Annotated in this window: 23 protein-coding genes; 21 read left to right on the top strand and 2 right to left on the bottom strand. The window is 71.5% G+C overall.

Features of this window, described 5'->3' with window-relative positions:
- Window positions 1-22 precede the first annotated feature (22 nt).
- From F563_RS0115645 to F563_RS0115730, 17 genes are all read left to right on the top strand, one after another.
- Window positions 23-991 (top strand): DMT family transporter, encoded by a 969-nt coding sequence (locus tag F563_RS0115645; RefSeq protein ID WP_019015630.1) that lies wholly within the window; start codon window positions 23-25, stop codon window positions 989-991.
- A complete protein-coding gene (locus F563_RS0115650; protein ID WP_019015631.1) occupies window positions 988-2,970 on the top strand; it encodes a DNA/RNA helicase domain-containing protein in 1,983 nt (660 codons plus the stop codon). Before F563_RS0115645 ends, F563_RS0115650 begins: the two co-directional genes overlap by 4 nt.
- Window positions 2,971-3,060: 90 nt before the next feature.
- Entirely contained in the window at window positions 3,061-4,425 is a 1,365-nt protein-coding gene (gorA, locus tag F563_RS0115655) for a glutathione-disulfide reductase (RefSeq protein WP_019015632.1), read from the top strand.
- 63 nt (window positions 4,426-4,488) lie between these two features.
- A complete protein-coding gene (locus F563_RS0115660) occupies window positions 4,489-5,871 on the top strand; it encodes a class II 3-deoxy-7-phosphoheptulonate synthase (RefSeq protein ID WP_156825207.1) in 1,383 nt (460 codons plus the stop codon).
- 13 nt (window positions 5,872-5,884) lie between these two features.
- On the top strand, window positions 5,885-7,021 hold the full coding sequence (locus tag F563_RS0115665) for a beta/alpha barrel domain-containing protein (RefSeq protein WP_019015634.1): 1,137 nt from the start codon (window positions 5,885-5,887) through the stop codon (window positions 7,019-7,021).
- Window positions 7,018-7,941, top strand: a complete 924-nt coding sequence (locus F563_RS22855) for a DMT family transporter (RefSeq protein ID WP_019015635.1) — start codon at window positions 7,018-7,020, stop codon at window positions 7,939-7,941. Before F563_RS0115665 ends, F563_RS22855 begins: the two co-directional genes overlap by 4 nt.
- 10 nt (window positions 7,942-7,951) lie before the next feature.
- Window positions 7,952-9,616: an NAD+ synthase gene (locus F563_RS0115675; RefSeq protein ID WP_019015636.1), complete on the top strand. Its 1,665-nt coding sequence runs from the start codon at window positions 7,952-7,954 to the stop codon at window positions 9,614-9,616.
- Window positions 9,613-9,993 (top strand): hypothetical protein, encoded by a 381-nt coding sequence (locus F563_RS0115680; RefSeq protein WP_019015637.1) that lies wholly within the window; start codon window positions 9,613-9,615, stop codon window positions 9,991-9,993. The genes F563_RS0115675 and F563_RS0115680 overlap by 4 nt, the downstream gene beginning before the upstream one ends.
- Window positions 9,986-11,353: a glutamate--tRNA ligase gene (gltX, locus tag F563_RS0115685; protein WP_019015638.1), complete on the top strand. Its 1,368-nt coding sequence runs from the start codon at window positions 9,986-9,988 to the stop codon at window positions 11,351-11,353. Before F563_RS0115680 ends, gltX begins: the two co-directional genes overlap by 8 nt.
- Window positions 11,354-11,427: 74 nt before the next feature.
- The gene (gene cysS, locus F563_RS0115690) at window positions 11,428-12,783 is read left to right on the top strand and encodes a cysteine--tRNA ligase (protein WP_019015639.1); all 1,356 of its coding nucleotides are present in this window, start codon (window positions 11,428-11,430) and stop codon (window positions 12,781-12,783) included.
- Complete coding sequence (gene cimA / locus F563_RS0115695) at window positions 12,780-14,357, top strand: citramalate synthase (protein ID WP_019015640.1); 1,578 nt, start codon at window positions 12,780-12,782, stop codon at window positions 14,355-14,357. The genes cysS and cimA overlap by 4 nt, the downstream gene beginning before the upstream one ends.
- Before the next feature lie 72 nt (window positions 14,358-14,429).
- Window positions 14,430-14,717: a metal-sensing transcriptional repressor gene (locus tag F563_RS0115700; protein WP_019015641.1), complete on the top strand. Its 288-nt coding sequence runs from the start codon at window positions 14,430-14,432 to the stop codon at window positions 14,715-14,717.
- Between the two features lie 26 nt (window positions 14,718-14,743).
- Window positions 14,744-15,526 (top strand): HoxN/HupN/NixA family nickel/cobalt transporter, encoded by a 783-nt coding sequence (locus F563_RS22860; RefSeq protein ID WP_019015642.1) that lies wholly within the window; start codon window positions 14,744-14,746, stop codon window positions 15,524-15,526.
- A 55-nt stretch (window positions 15,527-15,581) separates the two neighbouring features.
- Window positions 15,582-15,968, top strand: a complete 387-nt coding sequence (gene copM, locus F563_RS0115710) for a CopM family metallochaperone (protein WP_425386944.1) — start codon at window positions 15,582-15,584, stop codon at window positions 15,966-15,968.
- A 37-nt stretch (window positions 15,969-16,005) separates the two neighbouring features.
- A complete protein-coding gene (locus F563_RS0115715) occupies window positions 16,006-16,419 on the top strand; it encodes a c-type cytochrome (protein WP_019015644.1) in 414 nt (137 codons plus the stop codon).
- Window positions 16,420-16,458: 39 nt separating this feature from the next.
- On the top strand, window positions 16,459-17,283 hold the full coding sequence (locus tag F563_RS22865; protein ID WP_051089405.1) for an RNA methyltransferase: 825 nt from the start codon (window positions 16,459-16,461) through the stop codon (window positions 17,281-17,283).
- A 363-nt stretch (window positions 17,284-17,646) separates the two neighbouring features.
- On the top strand, window positions 17,647-18,207 hold the full coding sequence (locus tag F563_RS0115730) for a PEP-CTERM sorting domain-containing protein (RefSeq protein WP_019015647.1): 561 nt from the start codon (window positions 17,647-17,649) through the stop codon (window positions 18,205-18,207).
- A gap of 362 nt (window positions 18,208-18,569) precedes the next feature.
- Here F563_RS0115730 and F563_RS0115740 read toward each other — a convergent pair whose 3' ends face one another.
- Window positions 18,570-18,776 (bottom strand): hypothetical protein, encoded by a 207-nt coding sequence (locus F563_RS0115740; protein WP_019015648.1) that lies wholly within the window; start codon window positions 18,774-18,776, stop codon window positions 18,570-18,572.
- Window positions 18,777-18,947: 171 nt separating this feature from the next.
- Between F563_RS0115740 and rpsD the strand changes: the two genes are divergently transcribed.
- Window positions 18,948-19,562, top strand: coding sequence for a 30S ribosomal protein S4 (gene rpsD, locus F563_RS0115745; protein ID WP_019015649.1), 615 nt, complete (start codon window positions 18,948-18,950; stop codon window positions 19,560-19,562).
- A gap of 73 nt (window positions 19,563-19,635) precedes the next feature.
- Here rpsD and F563_RS0115750 read toward each other — a convergent pair whose 3' ends face one another.
- Window positions 19,636-20,043 (bottom strand): metallopeptidase family protein, encoded by a 408-nt coding sequence (locus F563_RS0115750; protein ID WP_019015650.1) that lies wholly within the window; start codon window positions 20,041-20,043, stop codon window positions 19,636-19,638.
- Between the two features lie 38 nt (window positions 20,044-20,081).
- Between F563_RS0115750 and F563_RS0115755 the strand changes: the two genes are divergently transcribed.
- The 3 genes from F563_RS0115755 to F563_RS22870 are packed head-to-tail and all read left to right on the top strand — an operon-like array spanning window position 20,082 to window position 21,946.
- Entirely contained in the window at window positions 20,082-20,378 is a 297-nt protein-coding gene (locus F563_RS0115755; RefSeq protein ID WP_019015651.1) for a 4a-hydroxytetrahydrobiopterin dehydratase, read from the top strand.
- 9 nt (window positions 20,379-20,387) lie between these two features.
- Window positions 20,388-20,567, top strand: coding sequence for a hypothetical protein (locus tag F563_RS0115760; RefSeq protein ID WP_019015652.1), 180 nt, complete (start codon window positions 20,388-20,390; stop codon window positions 20,565-20,567).
- Window positions 20,564-21,946 (top strand): amidase, encoded by a 1,383-nt coding sequence (locus F563_RS22870; protein ID WP_019015653.1) that lies wholly within the window; start codon window positions 20,564-20,566, stop codon window positions 21,944-21,946. The genes F563_RS0115760 and F563_RS22870 overlap by 4 nt, the downstream gene beginning before the upstream one ends.
- Window positions 21,947-22,029 lie beyond the last annotated feature (83 nt).

Consider the following 22,029-nt stretch of genomic DNA (forward strand, 5'->3'; position numbering starts at 1 on the left):
GGCGGGCGAGGGTCGGCGCCTGATGCTCGTCGCCTATCTCATGCTCGCCGCGTCGATGATGCTGGTCGGCGCCAACGTGCCGGTGGCGAAACTGCTCGCCGAGGCGCTGCCCATTCCGCTGATCGCGTGCCTGCGCTGCCTGCTGGCGTGCGTGGTGCTGTGGCCGCTGATGCGGCTGGTGGAGCGGCCGGTGTCGCTGCCCTCGCGCGCGGTGATGGGCAACCTGTTCTGGCAGGCCGCGTTCGGCACGGCGCTCTACAACGCGGGGCTGCTGGCGGGGTTGCGGTTCACCTCGGCGCTGGAGGGCGGGCTGGTACTGGCGACCTTGCCCGCGGTGGTGGCGATGGGCTCGGCGGTGTGGCTGCGCGAGCGGTTGGGCGGGCGCGGCTGGGCGGCGGCGGCGCTGGCCGGGGTCGGGATGGCGGCGATCAACGCGGTACGCGCGGGCGATGGCGGCGAGGGGTCGCTGCTCGGCAATGCGCTGGTGTTCGCGGGTGTGATCGGCGAGGCGGTCTATGTGCTGCTGGCGAAGCGCAACGCGGGCCGCGTGGGCGTGATCACGGCGGCGTTCTGGATGCAGGTGTTCAGTGCGACCCAATTGCTGCCGTTCGCGCTGGTGTCGTTGCCGTGGCTCGCACCAGGGGCGGCGAGCGCGTTCCACGCGGGGCTGCTCGTGTTCCACAGTCTGACGGCGAGCGTGTTGTGTCTGTTGCTGTGGTATGGCGGGTTGCGGCGTGCGTCGGCGAGTGTCGCGGGCGTGTTCAGCGCGTTCCTGCCGGCGACGGCGGCGGTGCTGGCGGTGCTGGTGCTGGGCGAGGCCTTCACGCCGGTGCATGGAGCCGGGTTCGCGCTGATGCTGGGCTCGATCCTGCTTGCGACGTGGCCGGGAGGCATCATCGGCGCGCGGCGCGACCAACGGGAGCGGCGCCCTCATGGGATGGGGGGTGCGGGGGCAAGGGCCAATGGCCCTTGGCCCCCGCGTGACTCATGAGAGCCTGGTTCTCCTGCACCGGCGCCGAGTTGCTGTCGCGCGATCCGGCCGACACGGTCGGGAGGTTGGCGTCGGCGCAGGCGGCGCGAGGGTTGTCAGCGACGGCCGAGCAGGAGGCGGCATGGCATGCGCTGGTGGAGGCGCTGCGGCGTGCGGTGCGGCCGGAGTGGAGCGTCGCGCTGGAGTACGACCTGATCCGGCTGGAGAAGCGCATCGATGCGGTGGTGCTGACCGATCGCGCAATTCTGGTGCTGGAGTTCAAGGCCGGCGATGCGTCGCCGGCAGCGCTGGCGCAGGTGGAGGATTACGCGCTCGACCTGCGGGACTTCCATGCGGGCAGCCGCGACCACCCGATCGTGCCGGTGCTGGTGGACGGCGACGCGGAGGCAGCGTTGCCGCGTCAGCCGCCGTTGCTGTGGGATGGCGTGGTGCCGCCGATGCGCACGAGTCATGCCTCGCTGGCGGCGTTCGTCGCGTGGGTGCAGGAGTCGGTACGAGCGCCGGCAGTGCCGTTGGATGGCGGCGCGTGGCTCGCGGCGCCCTACCGCCCTGTGCCGACGATCATCGAAGCGGCGACGATGCTCTATGCGCGCAACGGGGTCACCGAGATCGCGGCCGCGCGGGCGGACGTCGCCAACCTCACGCGCACCACGGCGGCGATCGACCGCGCGGTCGCGGCGGCGCGGCGCGACGATGCGCGCACGGTGGTGTTCGTCACCGGCATCCCGGGCGCGGGCAAGACGCTGTGCGGGCTGAACACGGTGTTCGGTCCTGCGCGGCAGGAAGGGGCGGCGTTCCTCACCGGCAACGCGCCACTGGTGACGGTGCTGCGCGAGGCCTTGGCGCGGGACGCGATCGCGCGGCAGGAGTGCGGATCGGCCGAGGCGCGGCGGCGGGTGCGCGCGGCGTTGCAGAACGTGCATCGATTCCTGGAGGACAATGCGGCGGACCCATCACGCTATCCGCCCGAGCGGCTGATCGTGTTCGACGAGGCGCAGCGTGCGTGGGACGAGGCGAAGGCGCGGGCGGGGACGCAGCGGCGTCCGGGCCGGCTGACGATGAGCGAGCCCGCGCACACGCTGGAGATCATGGCGCGGCGGCCCGGCTGGGCGGTGGTGGTGGCGTTGATCGGCAATGGGCAGGAGATCAACACGGGAGAGGCGGGGCTCGCGGAGTGGGGGCGCGTGATCGCGGCGCGCGGGGATTGGAGGGCGGTGGCCGCGTCGCGCGCCATCGAGGCGGTCGATCCGGTGCAGCGTCTTGCCGACGGCGTGCCGGTCTGGCTGACCATCGATCCCGATCTCGACCTCGCGGTGCCGATCCGCAGCGTGCGCGAAGCCGCGGCGGCGGCATGGGTGGATGCGCTGCTGGACGGGCGGATCGCCGAGGCGCGCACGATCGGGGAGGCGGCCGGGCGCGTTCCGTTCCTGCTGACGCGGGACCTCGGCGCGATGCGCGCGGCGCTGCGGATGCTCGCGCGCGGGGAGCGGCGGGCGGGGCTGGTGCGGTCGTCGGTGGCGAAGCGGCTGCGGGCGGACGGGCTCGGGCCGGAGGTCAGCGGGGACGAGGTGGCGGAATGGTTCCTCAATCGTTGGCCGGATGTGCGCGGGTCGGATGCGTTGGAGGTTTGCGCCACCGAGTATGCGTGTCAGGGGCTGGAGTTGGATGTGGTGGGATTGGCGTGGGGCAACGACTTCCTGCCCGACGGCCGTGGGGGATGGCGCGCACGCCATTTCGCCGGGACGAAGTGGCAGATTGCCAGCAAGGACCACGCCTTCATCCGCAACACCTATCGCGTGCTGCTGACGCGGGCGCGCTATGAGACAGTGATCTACGTGCCGCGAGGGGATGCGGCGGATGCGACGCGGCCGCCGGCGGAGTTCGACGCGATCGCCGCGGTGCTGACGGCGGCGGGGGCCGGGGCGCTGGAGGCGGCCGCTCCTGGGCCGGTTGCGCCGAGACAGGGAGGGCTCCTATAGCGGGGCCGACCCGCCCCCTCCTGCGGGTGCGGTGGTCATGGAGGGGGTGTGGGGGGACGACCGTCGTCCCCCCACTGCTTGGAGACCGTGATGGATTTCGACCTGTTCGTGATCGGCGGCGGCAGCGCGGGCGTGCGCTGCGGCCGCATCTCGGCCGGCCACGGCGCGCGCGTGGCGGTCGCGGAGTCCCGGTTCTGGGGCGGCACCTGCGTCAATGTCGGCTGTGTGCCGAAGAAGCTGATGGTGCAGGCGGCGGAGTATGGCGCGCTCGCCGAGGATGCGCGCGGCTTCGGCTGGGACATCGCGGTGCGCGGCCATGACTGGGCCGCGCTCGCCGAGCGCCGCAACGCCGAGATCGCGCGGCTTGCCGGGATCTACCGCAAGCTGCTGGAAGGGGCCGGTGCGACCGTGTTCGAGGCGCATGCCCGCCTGGTCAGCCCCCATACGGTCGAGGTGGACGGCAAGCGCGTCACGGCGAAGCACATCGTCATCGCCACCGGCGGCGCCCCCGTCCGCCCCACCTTCCCTGGGGCCGAGCACTGCCTGGTCAGCGACGACCTGTTCACCTTGAAGCGGCGGCCCGAACGCGTGGTGCTGCTGGGCGGCGGCTACATCGCCTGCGAGTTCGCCGGGATCCTGCATGGCCTCGGCGCCAAGGTGCACCAGCTCTATCGCGGCCGGCTGTTCCTGCGCGGCTTCGACGAGGACATCCGCGAGGCGCTGGCCGAGGAGATGCGCGCGGCAGGCATCGATCTGCGTTTCGACTCCGACGCCGTGCGGGTCGAGAAGGTGCGGCGCGGGTTCATCGTCCACACCACGGACAGGCGGATGCTGGAGGCGGACGCGGTGTTCGCCGCGGTCGGGCGGAAGCCCAACGTCGCCGGGCTCGGGCTGGAGGCGGCGGGTGTTGCGATCACCGAGGGTGGGGCGATCGCGGTGGACGAGGCCGGACGGACCTCGGTGCCGCATATCCACGCGCTCGGGGATGTCACCGACCGGCTGAACCTCACCCCGGTGGCGACCGCCCAGGGCCATGCGCTGGCGGACACGCTGTTCGGGGCCAAGCCTCGGACCGTCAGCCTCGAGAATGTGCCGACGGGGATCTTCACCATCCCGCCGATCGGCACGGTGGGGCTGTCGGAGGAGGCGGCGGCAAAGCGCGGACCGGTGGATGTCTACCTCGCCCGCTTCCGCCCGCTGCGCCACACGATCTCGGGCCGCGACCGCAAGACCCTGATGAAGTTGGTGGTGGACCGCGAGACCCAGCGCGTGCTGGGGGCGCACATGCTGGGCGAGGATGCACCCGAGATCATCCAGGGCATCGCGATCGCCCTGGTGATGGGAGCCACCAAGCAGGATTTCGACCGCACGATCGGCGTGCATCCCTCGGCCGCCGAGGAGTTCGTCACCATGCGCCAGAAGCGACCCGACCCCCTGGCCGAGGCGGCGGAGTAGCGTCCCCGCGCCGGCTGTGGGAAACTCCGCCGCAGTGCAATGAAGACCATCGAGGAACCCGCCATGTCCCCGTCCTGGACCCCCGATTCCTGGAGGGCCAAGCCGATCAAGCAGATGCCGGTCTATCCGGACCAGGCAGCCTTGGCCGCGGTCGAGGACCGGGTGCGGCGATTTCCCCCGCTCGTGTTTGCAGGCGAGGCACGCCGGCTCAAGGCGGCGCTGGCCGCCGCAGCGGAGGGTCGCGCCTTCGTCCTGCAGGGCGGGGACTGCGCCGAGAGCTTCAACGACCTGAACGCCAACATCATCCGCGACAGCTTCCGCGTGCTGCTGCAGATGGCGGTGGTGCTGACCTATGGCGGCCAGGTGCCGGTCGTGAAGCTCGGCCGCATGGCGGGCCAGTTCGCCAAGCCGCGGAGCTCGGACACCGAGACGGTGGACGGCGTCACCCTGCCGTCCTACCGCGGCGACAACATCAACGGCCCGGAGTTCACCGCCGAAGCGCGCACGCCCGACCCGACGCGGATGGAGCGCGGCTACTTTCACGCCGCGTCCACGCTGAACCTGCTGCGCGCCTTCGCCCAGGGCGGTTATGCCGATCTGCACGAGGTGCATCGCTGGAATCTCGGCTTCGTCGAGCGCAGCCCCGCGGCCGAGCGCTACCGCGACCTCGCCGACCGGCTGGACCAGACGCTGTCGTTCATGGCGGCCTGCGGGCTGACCAGCGAAACCACGCCGCAGATCCGCGAGACCGACTTCTATGTCTCGCACGAGGCGCTGCTCCTGCCGTTCGAGCAGGCGATGACGCGCGTCGATTCGACCTCGGGCGACTGGTACTGCACCTCGGCGCATCTGCTCTGGATCGGCGACCGCACGCGCCAGCACGACCATGCGCATGTGGAGTTCCTGCGCGGGGTGAAGAACCCGCTGGGGCTCAAGTGCGGACCGAGCCTCGACCCCGACGACCTGCTGCGCCTGATCGACGCGCTCAACCCGACGAACGAGGCGGGGCGGCTGACGCTGATCGCGCGGATGGGGGCGGACAAGGTCGAGACCAAGCTCGCGCCCCTGGTGCGCGCGGTGAAGCGTGAGGGCCGCAAGGTGGTGTGGCTGACCGACCCGATGCACGGCAACACGGTGAAGGCGGCGAACGACTACAAGACGCGCAGCTTCGATGCGATCCTGAACGAGGTCACGCGCTTCTTCGACGTGCACGAGGCCGAAGGGACCTGGGCCGGCGGCGTGCACGTGGAGATGACCGGACAGGACGTGACGGAGTGCCTCGGCGGCTCGCGCGCGGTGACCGAGGCCTCGCTCGGCTCGCGCTACCACACCTTCTGCGACCCCAGGCTGAACGCGGAGCAGTCGCTCGAGCTCGCCTTCCTGGTGGCGGCGGAACTGAAGGCGCGACGCCAGCCGGCCGAGCAGCGGCGGGTCGCGGCACAGTAGCCCAAGCTGCGCCGTGCCCGGTCCGCCCTCGCCGCCGCCCGAGGAGATCGCGCGCCGCACCGACAGCTATTTCAGCCGCACACGCGCGATCGTCGAGCGGTTCGGCGACGTCGAGGTCACCTATGCGGTGTTCATGCGCCGTCCGGTGATCTCGGCGCCGCGCTTCGCGATCGACTGGCTCCAGGCGGTCCGCGGCACCGACATCACGATCGAGGTGATGCACCAGGAGGGTGCGACGGTCGGCGCGGGGGACCCGATCCTCTACATTTCCGGCTCGTTCGCGGCACTGGCGGAGCTCGAGACGCTCTATCTGCAGAAGCTCGGCCCGCCTTGCGTGGCGGCGTGGAACGCCTGGGCGATGTGCCTGGAGCTGCCGCAGGTGGCGTTCCTGGCGATGGACGCACGCCACTGCGCCGGTACCGAGATGGCGGAGATGATGGCCTATGCGGCCTCGGTGGGCTCGCGCGCCGCGCAGGCCCAGGGCGCGAGAGGCTTCATCGGCAACGCCACCGATGCGACCGCGCACTGGTTCGGCCAGAACCGAGGCCGTGGCACCATGCCGCATGCCTTGATCGGCTATGCCGGCTCGACCGTGCGGGCCGCCGAGATGTTCCGCGAGACCTTCCCCGACGAGGATCTGACGGTGCTGGTCGATTACTTCGGGCATGAGGTGACCGACGCGATCGCGGTGGCCCGTCGCTTTCCCGATCTCGCCTCGGCCGGGCGGCTCGCGGTCCGGCTCGATACCCATGGCGGGCGGTTCATGGAGGGGCTCGACCCGCCATCCTCCTATGCGGTGCTGGAGCGTCACGCGCCGCATGCGATCCGGCGCTACCGCAGCGAGACGGAACTCAAGTGGCTGGTCGGCACGGGGGTCTCGGCCGCCGCGGTCTGGCGCATGCGCGAGGCGCTGGACGAGGCGGGGTTCCCGCGGGTGCGCATCGTCGGCTCGTCGGGCTTCTCGGTCGAGAAATGCCGGGTGATGGCGGATGCCAAGGCGCCGCTCGATGTGGTCGGTACCGGCTCCTACCTGCCCGAGGCCTGGAGCGAGACCTATGCCACCGCGGATGTGATCGCCTATGGCGGCACGTCGCGCGTCAAGGTCGGCCGGGAGTTCCTGTTCCGCAAGAACGGTGCCTCGCGCCCGTGATCGCGACCGTGCTCGGCGCTTCCCGCGATCCTGTCCTGGAGCAGCGCATCGGCTTCGCCTGCGCCATTGCCATCCTGTTCGTCTGGACCGGCTTCATCCTGGCGAGCCGCGCCGGCGCGCGCGGCGTGCTCACGCCGTGGGATCTCGCCGCGCTGCGCTTCGGCGTGGCCCTGGTCGCGCTGTCGCCCCTGATGCTGCGCGGCGCGCTGCGCGACATCCCGCTTCAGCGCGTCCTGGTGATGGGCGCGACCGCGGGCCTCGGCTTCGCGCTGTTCGCATACAATGCCTTCGCGCTCGCGCCGGCGGCGCATGCGGCCGTGCTGCTGCCCGGGGCACTGCCCTTCGTCACCGCCGTGCTCGCCTGGGCCTGGCTCGGCGAGGCGCCGACCTCGCGGCGGGTGCTCTCGCTGCTCGTGGTCGCGGCCGGCATCGCGCTGCTCGCGGGCTCGGAATTCTTCGCCACCCCGGGGGCATGGCGCGGCGACATCCTGTTCGTCATCGCCACCTCCAGCTACGCCGTGTTCATCGTGCTGGTGCAGCGCTGGCGCGTCTCGGCGATCCAGGCGACCGCGGCGGTGGCGTTGGGTGCGGCGCCGCTCTACCTGCCGGTCTGGTGGCTTGCGCTGCCCTCGGCGATCGCCGAGGCGCCGTGGCAGGAGGTGGTGTTCCAGGGATTCGTCCAGGGCCTGGTGGCGATGGTGCTCGCCTCGCTGCTCTATACCCGCGCGCTGGTGGCCTTGGGCTCGACGACAGTCTCGCTGTTCACGGCGGTCGTGCCGGCGCTGGCCGCCTTGGCGGCCTGGCCGGTGCTGGACGAACCGCTTGGATTGGGCGCGCTCCTCGGCGTGTTCCTGGTCACGGCGGGGATGGCGCTCGGCGTGCGGCGCGGTCGCGTTGACGTGCCCCTGGCCCGACCATAGCGTGCCGGCCATGACCGAGAGGCTTCGTATCGCGCTCGCGCAACTCAACATGCACGAGGGCGCGTTGGAGACGAATGCCGCGAGAATCCTCGATGCGCGCAGCCGGGCCGCGGCGCTTGGCGCCGATCTGGTGCTGACGCCGGAGCTGTCGATCGCCGGTTATCCGCCCGAGGATCTCGTGATGAAGCCGGCCTTCATCGCGGCGTGCCGCGAGGGGATCGAGCGGCTCGCCGGTGCGACGGCGGATGGCGGGCCGGGGCTCGTGGTCGGCGGGCCGTGGGTGAACGAGGGCAAGCTGCACAACGCGGCCTTTCTGCTCGATGGCGGGAAGATCACGGCCGTGCGCGCCAAGCACGAGCTGCCAAACTACGGCGTGTTCGACGACAAGCGCCATTTCGTCGCCGGCCCGGCACCTGGCCCGGTGTCGTTCCGCGGCTTCCGGCTCGGGCTGATGGTGTGCGAGGACTGGTGGCTGCCGGATGTCTGCGAGACCCTCGCCGAGAGCGGCGCCGAGGTGCTGCTCTCGATCAACGCCTCGCCCTACGAGGCGGGCAAGCGCGACACGCGGATCGGGCTCGCGGTCGGTCGGGTGGTGGAGAACGGGCTCGGCTTCGTGTTCCTCAACCAGGTGGGCGGGCAGGACGAGCTCGTGTTCGACGGCGCGTCCTTCGTGCTGAACCCCGACCGCACGGTCGCCGCGCGCCTGCCGGAGTTCGACGAGGACCTCGTGCTCACCGAGTGGACGCGCGACGGCGACCGGCTGGTCTGCGCGCCCGGCCCTGTCGCGGCGGAGGACAGCCGCGAGGAGAGCATCTGGCGCGCGATGACGCTCGGGCTCGCCGACTACGTGAACAAGAACGGCTTTCCGGGCGTGGTGCTCGGTCTCTCCGGCGGGATCGACAGCGCGGTCTCGGCGGCGGTCGCGGTCGATGCGCTGGGTGCCGAGCGGGTGCGCGCGGTGATGCTCCCGTCGCCCTACACCAGCCGCGACAGCCTGGAGGATGCCGAGGCCTGCGCCCGGCTGCTCGGCATCCGCTACGACACGATCCCGATCACGCCGGCGATGGAGGCGTTCCACCAGGTGCTCTGCCCCGTGTTCGGCAACCGCGCGCCCGACATCACCGAGGAGAACATCCAGTCGCGCTCGCGTGGGCTGATCCTGATGGCGCTGTCGAACAAGTTCGGCGACATGGTGCTGACGACCGGCAACAAGAGCGAGATGTCGGTCGGCTACGCCACGCTCTACGGCGACATGTGCGGCGGGTTCTCGGTGCTGAAGGACGTCTACAAGACGACCGTGTTCGCGCTCGCGCGCTGGCGCAACGCGCACCGTCCGCGCGGCGCGAGAGGGCCGGCCGGGCCCGTGATGCCGGAGCGGGTGATCACCAAGCCGCCCTCGGCCGAGCTGAAGCCGAATCAGACCGATCAGGATTCGCTGCCCCCGTACGACATGCTCGATGCGATCCTGGAAGGGCTGGTCGAGGGCGAGCAGAGCGTCGATGCGCTGGTGGCGAAGGGGCATGACCGCGCCACGGTGCTGCGCGTGTGGAAGATGCTGGATCGCGCCGAGTACAAGCGCCGCCAGGCGCCGCCGGGGGTGAAGATCTCGCCGCGTGCCTTCGGGCGCGACCGCCGCTACCCGATCACCAACGGCTTCACGGCGCTGGTGCGATGATCGGCGATCTGTTCGCCCCCGAGGGCGGCTGGGTGGTGCGCATCCGCGACCACTCGGCCGAGACCGAGGACGAGGCGATCGAGGATGTGCGCGGCTTCGAGAGCCTGATGCACGCCAATGCCTTCGCGCGCGCCTATGTGCGCGACAGCATCGAGCGCTGCCGCGTGCCGGACGCGACGCCCGAGGAGGTGCTGGGCGACTGGCATGCCTTCGGCGAGGATGCCGAGGTGCTGGAGGCGGGCGAGCAGGGCTGGTCCAGCTCCAGCGAGCTCGCCTTCTTCGCGCGCACTCCGGCGCCGTCGGGCAGCATCGAGCGCGACTGGCGCGGGCTCGATCCGCGCCGCAACGAGACCGACGAAGACGACGACGATGAGTGAGGACGGGCGCGCGGCGGTTCGCGTCCGCTTCGCCCCGTCGCCGACCGGCTACCTGCATGTCGGCAACGCGCGCGTCGCGCTCGCCAACTGGCTGTTCGCGCGCCGGCACGGCGGCGCCTTCGTGCTGCGCCTCGACGATACCGACACGACGCGCTGCAAGCCCGAATACGAGGCGGCGATCGAGGAGGATCTGCGCTGGCTCGGCCTTGCCTGGGACGAGGGGCCGATCCGCCAGCGCGACCGCCTTGCCGCCTACGCGGCCGCGGCCGAGCGGCTGAAGAACGCCGGCCGCCTCTACCCCTGCTGGGAGAGCGAGGAGGAACTCGCCTTCAAGCGCAACCAGCGCCTCAAGCGCGGCTTGGCACCGATCTACGACCGCGCCGCGCTGGCGATGACCGAGGACCAGCGCGCGCGCGCCTTCGCCTCCGGCCGGCCGCCCTACTGGCGCTTCCGCCTCTCCGCCGGCGAGACCGCCTGGGACGACCTCGTGCTCGGCCGCCGCGCGGTCAAGCTGCCGGCGGTGTCCGACCCGGTGCTGATCCGCGCCGACGGCACGCCGCTCTACACCTTCGCCTCGGTGGTGGACGACCTGGAGATGGGGATCACCCACATCATCCGCGGCGAGGACCACATCACCAACTCGGGCGTGCAGCGTGATATCATGGCCGCCCTCGGCGCCGACCCGGAGGCGATCCGGCTCGCCCATCTGCCGCTGCTGGTGGGCAGCGAGGGCGAGCCCCTCTCCAAGCGCATCGGCTCGCTGTCGCTGCGTGCGCTGCGCGCCGACGGCATCGAGCCCGCCGCACTCGGCGCCTATCTTGCGCGGCTCGGCACGCCCGACGATCTCGCCCCGGCCGATCTCGCGACCCTGGCGGCCGGCTTCGATCTCGGGCGGATCAGCCACAGCCCCGGGCGCTTCGACGCGGCGCAACTGCTGGCGCTCAACCGCAAGGTGCTGCACGCGACCCCGTTCGATGCCGTGCGCGACCGGCTGCCCGAGGGGGCCACCGAGGCGTTCTGGCTCGCCGTGCGCGGCAATCTCGACCTGGTGCGCGAGGCCCGCCATTGGTGGGAGGTCGTCTCCGGGACGATCGTGCCGCCGCCGCTGGAGGGCGAGGGCGGCTACCTGCGCGCGGCCGTCGCCGTCCTGCCGCCCGAGCCGTGGGACGGCGCCACCGCCAAGGCGTGGGCCGCCGCGCTCGCCGCGGCCACGGGCCGCAAGGGCCGCGCGCTCTGGCGCCCGCTCCGCCTCGCGCTCACGGGCGAGGAGCACGGGCCGGACATGGCCGCCCTGCTTCCCCTGATCGGCCGGGATCGCGTAGTCTCCCGGCTCAACCTGGCCGCAGGAGCCGCCCCGTGATCTGTCCCCGCGCGATTTGACCGACCCTCGCGCCTGACCCATACCCGGGGCATTGCCCCGCACGGACCGGACAGATGACGGATCTCACGCTCTACAACTCCGCCACGCGGACGAAGGAACGCTTCCAGCCGATCGACCCGGCGCATGTGCGCCTCTATGTCTGCGGCCCGACCGTCTATGACCGCGCGCATATCGGCAACGCGCGCCCCGTCGTGGTGTTCGACGTGCTGGTGCGCCTGCTGCGCCGGCTCTATCCGCGCGTCACCTATGTGCGCAACGTCACCGACGTGGACGACAAGATCATGGCGGCGGCGCGCGAACGGGGCGAGCCGATCGAGGCGGTGACGGAACGCACGCTCCACTGGTTCCACGAGGACATGGCGGCGCTCGGCGCGCTGCCGCCGGATGTCGAGCCGCGCGCGACCGAGACCATCGCCGAGATGATCGCGCTGATCGAGCGGCTGATCGCCAACGGCCACGCCTATGTGGCCGACGGGCACGTGCTGTTCGACGTGCCGTCCTTCCCGCGGTACGGCGCGCTCTCGAACCGCACGCCGGACGAGATGGAGGCGGGCGCGCGGGTGGATGTCGCGCCCTACAAGCGCTCGCCCTACGACTTCGTGCTGTGGAAGCCCTCGACGCCGGACCAGCCGGGCTGGGCGAGCCCCTGGGGCCGCGGCCGGCCGGGCTGGCACATCGAGTGCAGCGCGATGGCGTGGCGCCATCTCGGCGAGGAGTTCGACATCCACGGCGGCGGGCTGGACCTGATCTTTCCGCACCACGAGAACGAGATCGCGCAGTCGGTGTGCGCGTTTCCGGGCAGCCGCTTCGCGCGCGTGTGGATGCACAACGGCATGCTGCTGGTCGGCGGCGAGAAGATGTCGAAGAGCCTCGGCAACTTCACGACCGTCGAGGAGGTGCTGCGGCATGGCGACTGGGCCGGCGAGGCGTTCCGACTGCTGCTCTTGAAGACGCATTACCGGATGCCGCTCGACTACTCCGAGGCGGCGCTGGCGGAGGCCCGGCGCGAGCTCGACCGGTTCTATCGCGCGCTCGAGCACGCGGGCGAGCCGGACGCGGCCGAGATGCTGCCAGGGCCGGTGCTGGCGGCGCTGCTCGACGACCTGAACACGCCGGCGGCATTGGCGGCGATGCATGCGCTCGCGGACCGCGCGGTCGCGGGGGATGCGCGCGCGGGCGCCGATCTGCGCGCGGCGGCGGATGTGCTCGGCCTGTTGCCGCGCACGGCCGCGGCATGGTTCCGCGGTGACGGCAACGTCGCGTGGATCGAGGACGCGATCGCGAGGCGTCTTGCCGCCCGCAAGGCGCGGGACTTCGCCACCGCGGACGCGATCCGCGCCGATCTTCTGGCGAAGGGCATCGTGCTGGAGGACGGGCCGCAGGGCACGACCTGGAGGCGCGCGTCGTGAGCGCGCGCATCCACATCTACGACTGCACGCTGCGCGACGGCCAGCAGATGCAGGGCATCGACTGGGGGGTGGCCGACAAGCAGGCGATCGCGCGGGCACTCGATGCCTTCGGCGTCGATACCGTCGAAGGCGGCTGGCCCGGCGCGAACCCGATCGACGACGCCTTCTTCGCCGACCCCCCGCCGCTGCGCACGGCGCGCCTCTCGGCCTTCGGCATGACGCGCCGCTCCGGCCGCTCCGCTGGCAACGATCCGGGCCTCGCCGCGGTGTTCGCCGCGCGCACGCCCGTGGTGACGCTGGTCGGCAAGACCTGGGACTACCACGCCGAAGTGGCGCTCGGCGTCTCCCTCGACGAGAACCTCGCCATGATCGCCGACAGCGTCGCCGAGGCCGCGCGCCGCGGCGAGGCGATGTTCGACGCCGAGCACTTCTTCGACGGCTACAAGCGCAACCGTTCTTACGCGCTCGCCGCGATCACCGCCGCGCATCAGGCGGGGGCGCGCTGGATCGTGCTCTGCGACACCAATGGCGGGGCGCTGCCGCACGAGGTCGAGGCGATCGTCGCCGAGGTCGCCAAGATCATCCCCGGCGAGCAGCTCGGCTTCCATGGCCATGACGACACCGGCAACGGGGTCGCCAACACCCTCGCCGCGGTGCGCGCCGGCTGCCGCCAGGTGCAGGGCACGATCAACGGCATCGGCGAGCGCTGCGGCAATGCCAACCTGATCAGCATCATCCCGACCCTGATGCTGAAGATGGGCTACACCACCGGCATCACGCCGGAGGCGCTGCGCGGCATAACCAAGCTCTCCCGCGCACTCGACGAGCGGCTGAACCGCGCACCCAATCGCGGCGCACCTTACGTTGGCGAGTCCGCCTTCGCCCACAAGGGCGGCCTGCACGTCTCGGCCGTGCAGCGCGACCCCACCACCTACGAGCACATCCCGCCCGAGACCGTCGGCAACCGCCGCCACATCGTCGTCTCCGACCAGTCGGGGCGGTCGAACATCCTCTCGCGCCTCACCGAGGTCGGCATCGAGATCGACCCCGACGATGTGCGCATCCGCCGCATCCTCGACGAGGTGAAGGCGAAGGAGTTCGCGGGCTATGCCTATGACGGCGCCGAGGCGAGCTTCGAGCTGCTCGCGCGCCGCGTGCTCGGCACCGTGCCGGAGTATTTCCGCCTGGAATCGTTCCGCACGCTGGTGGAACGGCGCGGCGAGCACGAGGAGCCGCTCTCCGAGGCGACGCTGAAACTGATCGTGAAGGGCGAGCGCGTGCTGACGGTGGCCGAGGGCAACGGCCCCGTGAACGCGCTCGATGCCGCGCTGCGCAAGGCGCTGCTGCCGCACTACCCGGCGGTCGCGAGCCTGCGCCTGGTGGACTACAAGGTGCGCATCCTGACGCCGGATCAGGCGACCGCGGCGACGACGCGCGTGATGATCGAGAGCGAGGGCAACGGCGGCGGGCGCTGGAGCACGGTCGGCGTCTCCGGCAACGTGATCGAGGCCTCGTTCGGGGCTCTCGGGGATGCCGTCACCTATCTGCTGATGCGCGAGGGCGTGGCGGCCTGAGCGGCGCGGCCGGGAGAGCGCCCGTCCGCAGCGCGGACTTGACTATCCCCTCCTGGAGGATAGGATGATCGCATGAAGCACGACCCGCACGCGGGCGGCATCCGCCACGCCAGCCACGCCGACATCGTCAAGCGGCTGCGCCGCGCCGAAGGCCACCTGCGCGCGGTGGTCGGCATGATCGACGACGGCCGTCCCTGTCTCGAGCTCGCCCAGCAGCTCCATGCGATCGAACGCGCGATCGGCAACGCCAAGCGCGAACTGATCCAGGATCATATCGACCATTGCCTCGACCGCGCGATCGAAGAGGGCAAGGCGGAAGCGGCCCTCGCCGAGTTCCGCGCCCTGACCAAGTTCCTCTGAGGGCCGGAGCGGGGCGGGAGCGCGCCATGGAAGGCGGCATCTTTTCGGCGGTCGCGGCAGGCGGAACCGCGCCCTTGCTCTGGCTGCCCGCCGCTTTCGCCCTCGGTGCGCTGCACGCCCTCGAGCCCGGGCACGCGAAGTCGATGATGGCGGGCTTCGTCATCGCCACGCGCGGCACGCCGGCGCAGGGCGTGGTGCTCGGCCTCGCCGCGGCCCTCTCGCACTCCCTTGTCGTGTGGGGGCTCGTGCTCGCCGCCTTCGCGGGCGGGCTCGATCGGGTACCCGCCGCCTGGCTGCCCTGGTTCTCGCTCGCCGGCGGCGTGGTGGTGCTCGCGGTCGCAGCCTGGCTTGCCCGCGGCCTCGTCGCGGAGCGGGATCACCACCATGCCCACCACCATGGGGCCGGCCACCCCCATCACCACGACTATGAGCACGGCCACGCGCACCACCATCACGCCACGCCGACAGGACGACGCGTCGGTTGGCGCGCGGTGATCGCCGCCGGCTTCGGCGGCGGGCTCGCGCCCTGCCCGGGCGCGCTCGTCGTGCTGGCGCTGGCGCTGCAGGCCGGGGCGGCGGCCCTCGGGCTTGCCATGGTCGCCGTGTTCTCGATCGGCCTCGGCGTCGTGCTCAGCGGCGTCGCGCTCGCCGCCGCCCTCTCGCTTCGCCTCGCCTCCTCGGCCGGTGGCGAACAGCGCTTCGCCCGCCTCGCCGAGACCCTGCCCTGGGCCTCGGTCGCGGTGATGGCGGTCGCGGGCGTCTACACGATCGGTCGTGCCCTGCTCGCGCTCGGCCAAGCCGGCGGCTGAGCACGCGCGCATCCTCCCCCCTTCCGGTCCCTCCCCGCCGCGCTGTTCGCTGGCCGTGCCCGTCCACGAGCACGCCCAGGAGGAAACGACGATGCGCAGGATGATCCTCACGCTGGCCCTCGGCACAGTGCTGGGAGGCACCGCCATGGCCCAGCATGCCCATCACGGCAGCGCCCCGGCCGCCGAGGCGGACAGCACGCGCGCGTTCCGGGACGCCAATGCGCGGATGCACCGCGAGATGGACATCCGCTACTCCGGCAACGCCGACATCGACTTCGTGCGCGGCATGATCCCGCACCACCAGGGCGCGATCGACATGGCGCGCGTGGTCCTGCAGCACGGGCGCGATCCGGAGGTGCGCAAGCTCGCCGAGGAGATCATCAAGGCGCAGGAGGCGGAGATCGCGCAGATGCGCGCGATCCTGCGCCGCCTCGGCGGATGATCGCGCAGATGCGCGCGATCCTGCGCCGCCTCGGCGGATGATCGCGCGCGCGGCGTTCGCCGGCGTGCTTCTGCTCGCCGCGGAGGCCGTTGCCGCACGCGATCTCCAGCGTGGCCGGGCGGTGTATGTCGAGCACTGCGCCGCCTGCCACGGCGCCCGGCTGGAGGGCCAGCCGGACTGGCAGGTGCGCGGGCCGGACGGGCTGTTGCCGGCGCCGCCGCACGACGCCTCCGGCCACACCTGGCATCACGGCGACGACACGCTCTTCCGCATCGTGCGCGACGGTATGGCCGCACTGGTGCCCGGCTACCGGACGACCATGCCGGCCTATGCCGGGGTGCTGAGCGACGCCGAGATCCGCGACGTGCTCGCCTGGATCCGCTCCACCTGGCCGCCGAGGCTCCAGGCGATCCAGGCCGAGATCACCGCCCGCGAACGCGCGCGCCGCTGAGCCGTTGCCCGGCGACGCCACCCGTCCTATCCCGCCGCCATGACGGGACGCGACGGAGGAGCGGCGATCGGGCCGGTGGGCGAGCATTCGCCCGTCGTCATCCTCGTCCGTCCGCAGCTCGCGGAGAACATCGGCGCCGCCGCGCGCGCGATGGCGAATGGCGGCCTGTTCCACCTGCGCCTGGTTGCGCCGCGCGACGGCTGGCCGCAGGACAAGGCCTGGCGCACCGCCTCGGGGGCGGATGCGATCCTGAACGCGGCGACGCTGCACCCGACGGTCGCGCACGCGGTCGCCGATCTCCAGCGTGTGTTCGCGACCTGCCCGCGGCCGCGCCACGTGATCGTCAACACCGCGACCGCGCGCGGCGCGGCGGCGATGCTGCGCGAGATCGCCGCGCGCGGGCTCGCCGCCGGCATCCTGTTCGGGCCTGAGCGCGCGGGCCTCACCGCGGATGATCTCGCCCATGCCGATACGCTGGTGCAGATCCCGCTCAATCCGGCGTTCAACTCGATGAACCTCGCCCAGGCGGTGATGGTAATGGCCTATGAGTGGTGGACCGCCGCCGATGCCACCCCGCCCCTCCGCCTCGTCACGAACGAGACGCGCATCGCCACCAAGGAGCAGCTCGAGAACTTCCTGCGCCACCTCGTCGCCGAGCTCGATGCCTGCGGCTTCCTGCGCAACCAGGCGAAGCGGCCGAGCATGGTGCGGAACATCCGCCACCTGTTCGAGCGCGGCGAGGTGACCGAACAGGAGCTGCGCACGCTGCACGGCATCATCACCGAGCTCTCGCGCGGCCGGCGCGTGCATGGGCGGATCGAGCCGGGCATGGTCGGGCGGCAAGAGCCGGAAGGTGCAGGGTAGAGATCTGTTGAGCCTGCGCGCTGCGTCCCAGCCTCGTACAACCGTCAACTCATCGGGATTGACCCGTCACGTATCGCCGCGGGCCTTGCGCTCTCGCTTCCCACCGCAACCATGGTCAAGGCAGCCGCGTCGTGGATCCGACTGTGCGTGGCGGCGGATCGGTCCGATGGCCGCGCTTGCTGGTCCGGATCCGACGGTGGCCCTGAGTGACCTGCCCAGCATCCTCGGCCCCCCGGGCATAGAACACCCCATCGCGCTGGCAGCGATGGTCTGAGCCGCAGGAGCTTGACGTCGCGGCGGGGGGGGGGGGGGTTATTATAGTCCGAAATTGATCTGGGGTAACAACAGACAGGGGATCGGGGGATGCACGTGATCCGCAGTGGCGCCTTGGCTGCGCTTCTCGTTCTTGGAGTGGTGCCGGCAGCGTCGGCGAGCCTGCTGGACCGCGCCTTCTCTGCGCAGTGGCGCGTCAGCACCCCGGTCTTAAGCTTCGCGGATACGACGGGCTTCTCCCCGTCGGCCAGCTTCACGGTGGGCGCGGGGGCAGAGGCGATTTACACCTCACTTGCTATTGAGATCGACTTCGCCGCCACCTCGCTGACCTTGACCAATCGCTTTCTGGGCGCATCGATCGGGACGGGGGTGTTCAGGGGCTTTGACTTTACCGCCGCCGCGCCGCACGGCATCACTGGCTTCAGCATTGCCGGCGGCCCGGTCACGGGCTTCGACGTCGGCGACGTGACGATCACGCCGACCACGATCTCGGTGAACCTGGAAAGCGTGTCTCTGGGTCCGGGGAAACCGCCCATCGTGATCGATTTCACCTTCGGGGCCATCGCGGTGCCGGAGCCGGCGACGTTCGGGCTCCTGACGCTCGGCCTCATCGGGCTGGGCGCGGTGAGACGAGCCCGGCGGCGCACCTGATCCGCTCCTGGCAGGCTGCGGGGATTCGGCTGTCCAGGTCGGTTCGGTTCCAGGCCGGAACCTGGCCGGAATAGCGCGTGCGACTTCCGCGGCGAGATGCGCCGCAACGAGACGCGAGACTCGACCACGGAACCCGATGCGCGGTTGGCACCCAAGTCGAACGGCAAGGTATCCACGCTCGGTTGCGCCGTGACTGTGGTGATGGAGAACCGCCACCGTCTCGCAGTCGCGGCGATGGCGCCGCCGGCCACCGGCGCCGCATAGCGTGACACGAGCGAGCCGGTGATGGCCCGGTGGATCATGCGCGGCGGAACACGCTTGGGGCGGACAAGAACGGACGACATGCGCGACTGCGCAGCCTGCTAGGGCGGCAGCTGCCTCGCAAGCCGCCGTGCCAGCAGCAGGCCGATCAGCCCGCCCGCCGGCGCGCCGGGAAGGGCCAGCAGCCAGCCGATATGCGCGCCCTGGACGATCAGCCCCATGCCGACGCCGAGCATCAGGCCGCCGACCAGGGAGCCGATGACGCCGGCGGTCAGGCCGAGGATGAGGATTTCGGAGCGGGTCACCATGGCCGGGGCATAAGGGCCGGGGCGGCGGTTTGACAAGCCGGGGCTGCCCCCGTATCACCCGCGGCTCATTCCCGGGAACGCGAACGGATGTTCCGCCCCCGACGGGGCCTACCGGGACAGGAGGGGCGCGGCGGTCGCTGCCCCGCAGAACGAAGGAAAGGGCCTCGCGCCATGACGAAGCGCGCCGAGAGCAAGTACAAGGTCAATCGCCGGCTGGGCCAGAACCTCTGGGGCCGGCCGAAGTCCCCGGTCAACAAGCGCGACTACGGTCCGGGACAGCATGGGCAGCGGCGCAAGAAGCCGACCGATTTCGGCACCCAGCTCGCGGCCAAGCAGCGGCTGAAGTTCTACTACGGCAATATCGGCGAGCGGCAGTTCCGCCGCTACTACGAGGAGGCGGTGCGCCGGAAGGGCGACACCTCCGAGAACCTGATCGAACTCCTGGAACGGCGGCTGGACACGGTGGTGTACCGGCTGAAGTTCGCAATCACGCCCTTCGCCGCGCGCCAGCTCGTGAACCACGGCCATGTCACGGTGAACGGCAAGCGGGTGAACATCCCCTCCTATCTCGTGCGCGACGGCGACCAGGTCGAGGTCAAGGAGAAGTCGAAGCAGCTTGCGAGCGTGCTGGATGCCGCGCAGTCGGCCGAGCGCGACGTGCCCGAGTACCTGGAGGTGGATCACCGCGCGATGCGTGGCCGCTTCCTGCGCGCGCCCAAGCTGATGGATGTGCCCTATCCGGTGCAGATGGAGCCGGCGCAGGTCGTCGAGTTCTACTCGCGGTAAAGGGGTCAAGGGGCCAATGGCCCCTTGCGGGGGTGCAGGGGGCGGAGCCCCCTGCATCGCGCGGGGGGGGGGGTTACCCTTCCCGCTCCAGCCGGGCGATCTCCTCGTCGGAGAAGCCGAAGTGGTGCGCGATCTCGTGGATCAGCACGTTGCGCACCAGGCTGCGCAGGTCCTCGCCGGTCTCGATCCATTCGGCGAGGATCGGCAGCCGGTAGAGATGCACCATCTCCGGCTCATCCGGCGTGTGCAGCACGCTGCGCTGGGTCAGGGGCACGCCGCGCCAGAGCCCGGTGAGCTCCCAGGGGCTTTCGAACCCCATCTCCTCCACGGTTTCGTCGTCGGGCAGGTCATCGACGACGATCGCCACCCCGTCCAGCAGCTTGGCAAGGTCGCGCGGGAAGCGTCGTTGCGCCCAGGCGAGCGCCTCGTCGGCGAGGGCGACGATCTCGGCGGTGGTTGGGGCTGTCGTGAACTGCCGCATGCGCGATAGATGGGGGCGGGAGAGCGCAGGAGGCAAGCATGGTGGCGAAGCTGAGCGAGGCGGAGCGGGCGGGGCTGGCGCAGGCGCTGCCCGGCTGGGCGCTGGTCGAGGGGCGGGATGCGATCCGGCGTGCGTTCCGTTTCCGCGACTTCCCGGAGGCCTGGGCGTTCATGAGCCGCGTGGCGCTCCTGGCGGAGAAGCACGACCATCACCCGGAGTGGTTCAACGTGTGGAACCGGGTGGAGATCGTGCTGTCCACGCATGATGCGGGTGGGCTGTCGATGCGCGACGTGACGCTCGCGCGGGCCATCGACGCGATCGCGCCGGCCGCCTAGGCTGGCGCGATGCCAGCACCGACCGACGATCCCTTCACCCGCGCCGGGTTCCCGCTCACCGAGGCGGAGCGTGCGCGACTCGCCGAGCCTGCGGCGCTGCTCGAGGCGCTGCTCGCGCGCGTGCGCGACGGTGCGGGGCAGGGCGAGCCGGCCGTGATCTTCGTGCCACCCGCGGCGCCGCGCCCGTGAGCGCCGTGCCGACGATCGCCGAGGCGGCGCGCGCGATCGCCGCGCGCAGCCTCTCGCCGGTGGAGCTGATGCGCGACTGCATCGGCCGGGTCGAGCGTCTCGAACCCACGTTGCACGCGTTCGTCGCGCTGGATGGCGAGCGCGCGATGGAGGCCGCGCGGAACGCCGAGGCGCGGATCATGCGCGACGGCCCGCGCGGTCCGCTCGACGGCATTCCGGTGGCGCACAAGGACATCGTCGATGTCGCGGGCCTGCCGACCACGGCGTGCTCGCACATCCTGGTCGGGAATGTGGCGACCCGGGACGCGGCGGTGGTGCGGCGCTGGGCCGAGGCGGGCGCGATCTCGCTCGGCAAGCTGACCACGCACGAGTTCGCCTGGGGCGGGCCGTCCTTCGATCTGCCGACACCGCCCGCGCGCAATCCGTGGAACCCGGAGCATTTCACTGCCGGATCGTCCTCGGGCACGGGGGCGGCGGTCGCGTCCGGCATGATCCTGGGGGGAACCGGATCGGACACGGGCGGATCGATCCGCGGGCCGGCGGCGCTCTGCGGGCTCGCCGGGATCAAGCCGACCTACGGGCTCGTGCCGCGCACCGGCGTGGTTCCGCTCGCCTGGTCGATGGACCATGTCGGGCCGCTCGCCTGGACCGTGGAGGATTGCGCGCTGCTGCTCCAGGCGGCGGCCGGCCACGACCCGGAGGACCCGGGCTCGGCCGCCCGGCCCGTACCGGACCTCGTGTCGGGGCTCGGCGGCGGGGTGAAGGGTTTGCGCATCGGCGTGGTGCGCCACTTCCACGAGACGGACGTGCAGGTCAGCCCCGCGACGAGGCGCGGCATCGACGAGGCGGCGCGGCTGTTCGGCGAGCTCGGGGCGAGCGTGCGCGACGTGACACTGCCGCCGCTCGCTGAGTTCTGGGCGCCGGGCATGACGCTGCTGCTCGGCGAGGCCTTCGCGGTGCACGCGCACTGGGTGCGGACCCAGCGCGAGAAGTACGGCGAGATCCTGCGCGAACGGCTGCTGCTCGGCGCGCTGATCTCGGGCGAGCACATCATTGCCGCGCAGCGGATGCGGCGCAGGCTCGCCGAGGCGGTCGGCACGGTGATGCGCGACGTCGATCTGCTGCTGACCGCGGCGGCGATGGGCGAGGCGCCGCGGATCGACGCGGTGGACCGCTGGATCGGCTTCAAGACGCCGAGCCTGACCATCCCGTTCAACCTCACCGGCCAGCCGGCGCTGACGGTGTGCTCGGGCCTTGGCGAGGGCGGGTTGCCGGTGGCGATCCAGCTTGCCGGGCGGCCGTGGGAGGACACAACGGTGCTACGTGCCGGTCATGCCTACGAGCAGGTGCGCGGCGCGCTGAAGCGGCCGGCACCGTAACGTGTCCGCGGCGCGCCCAACGAGGCGCGCCGCCCTCCTGGGATGGGGGGTACGGGGGCAAGGGCCAATGGCCCTTGGCCCCC

Source organism: Elioraea tepidiphila DSM 17972 (genome assembly GCF_000378465.1).
Classification (GTDB): Bacteria; Pseudomonadota; Alphaproteobacteria; order Acetobacterales; family Acetobacteraceae; genus Elioraea; species Elioraea tepidiphila.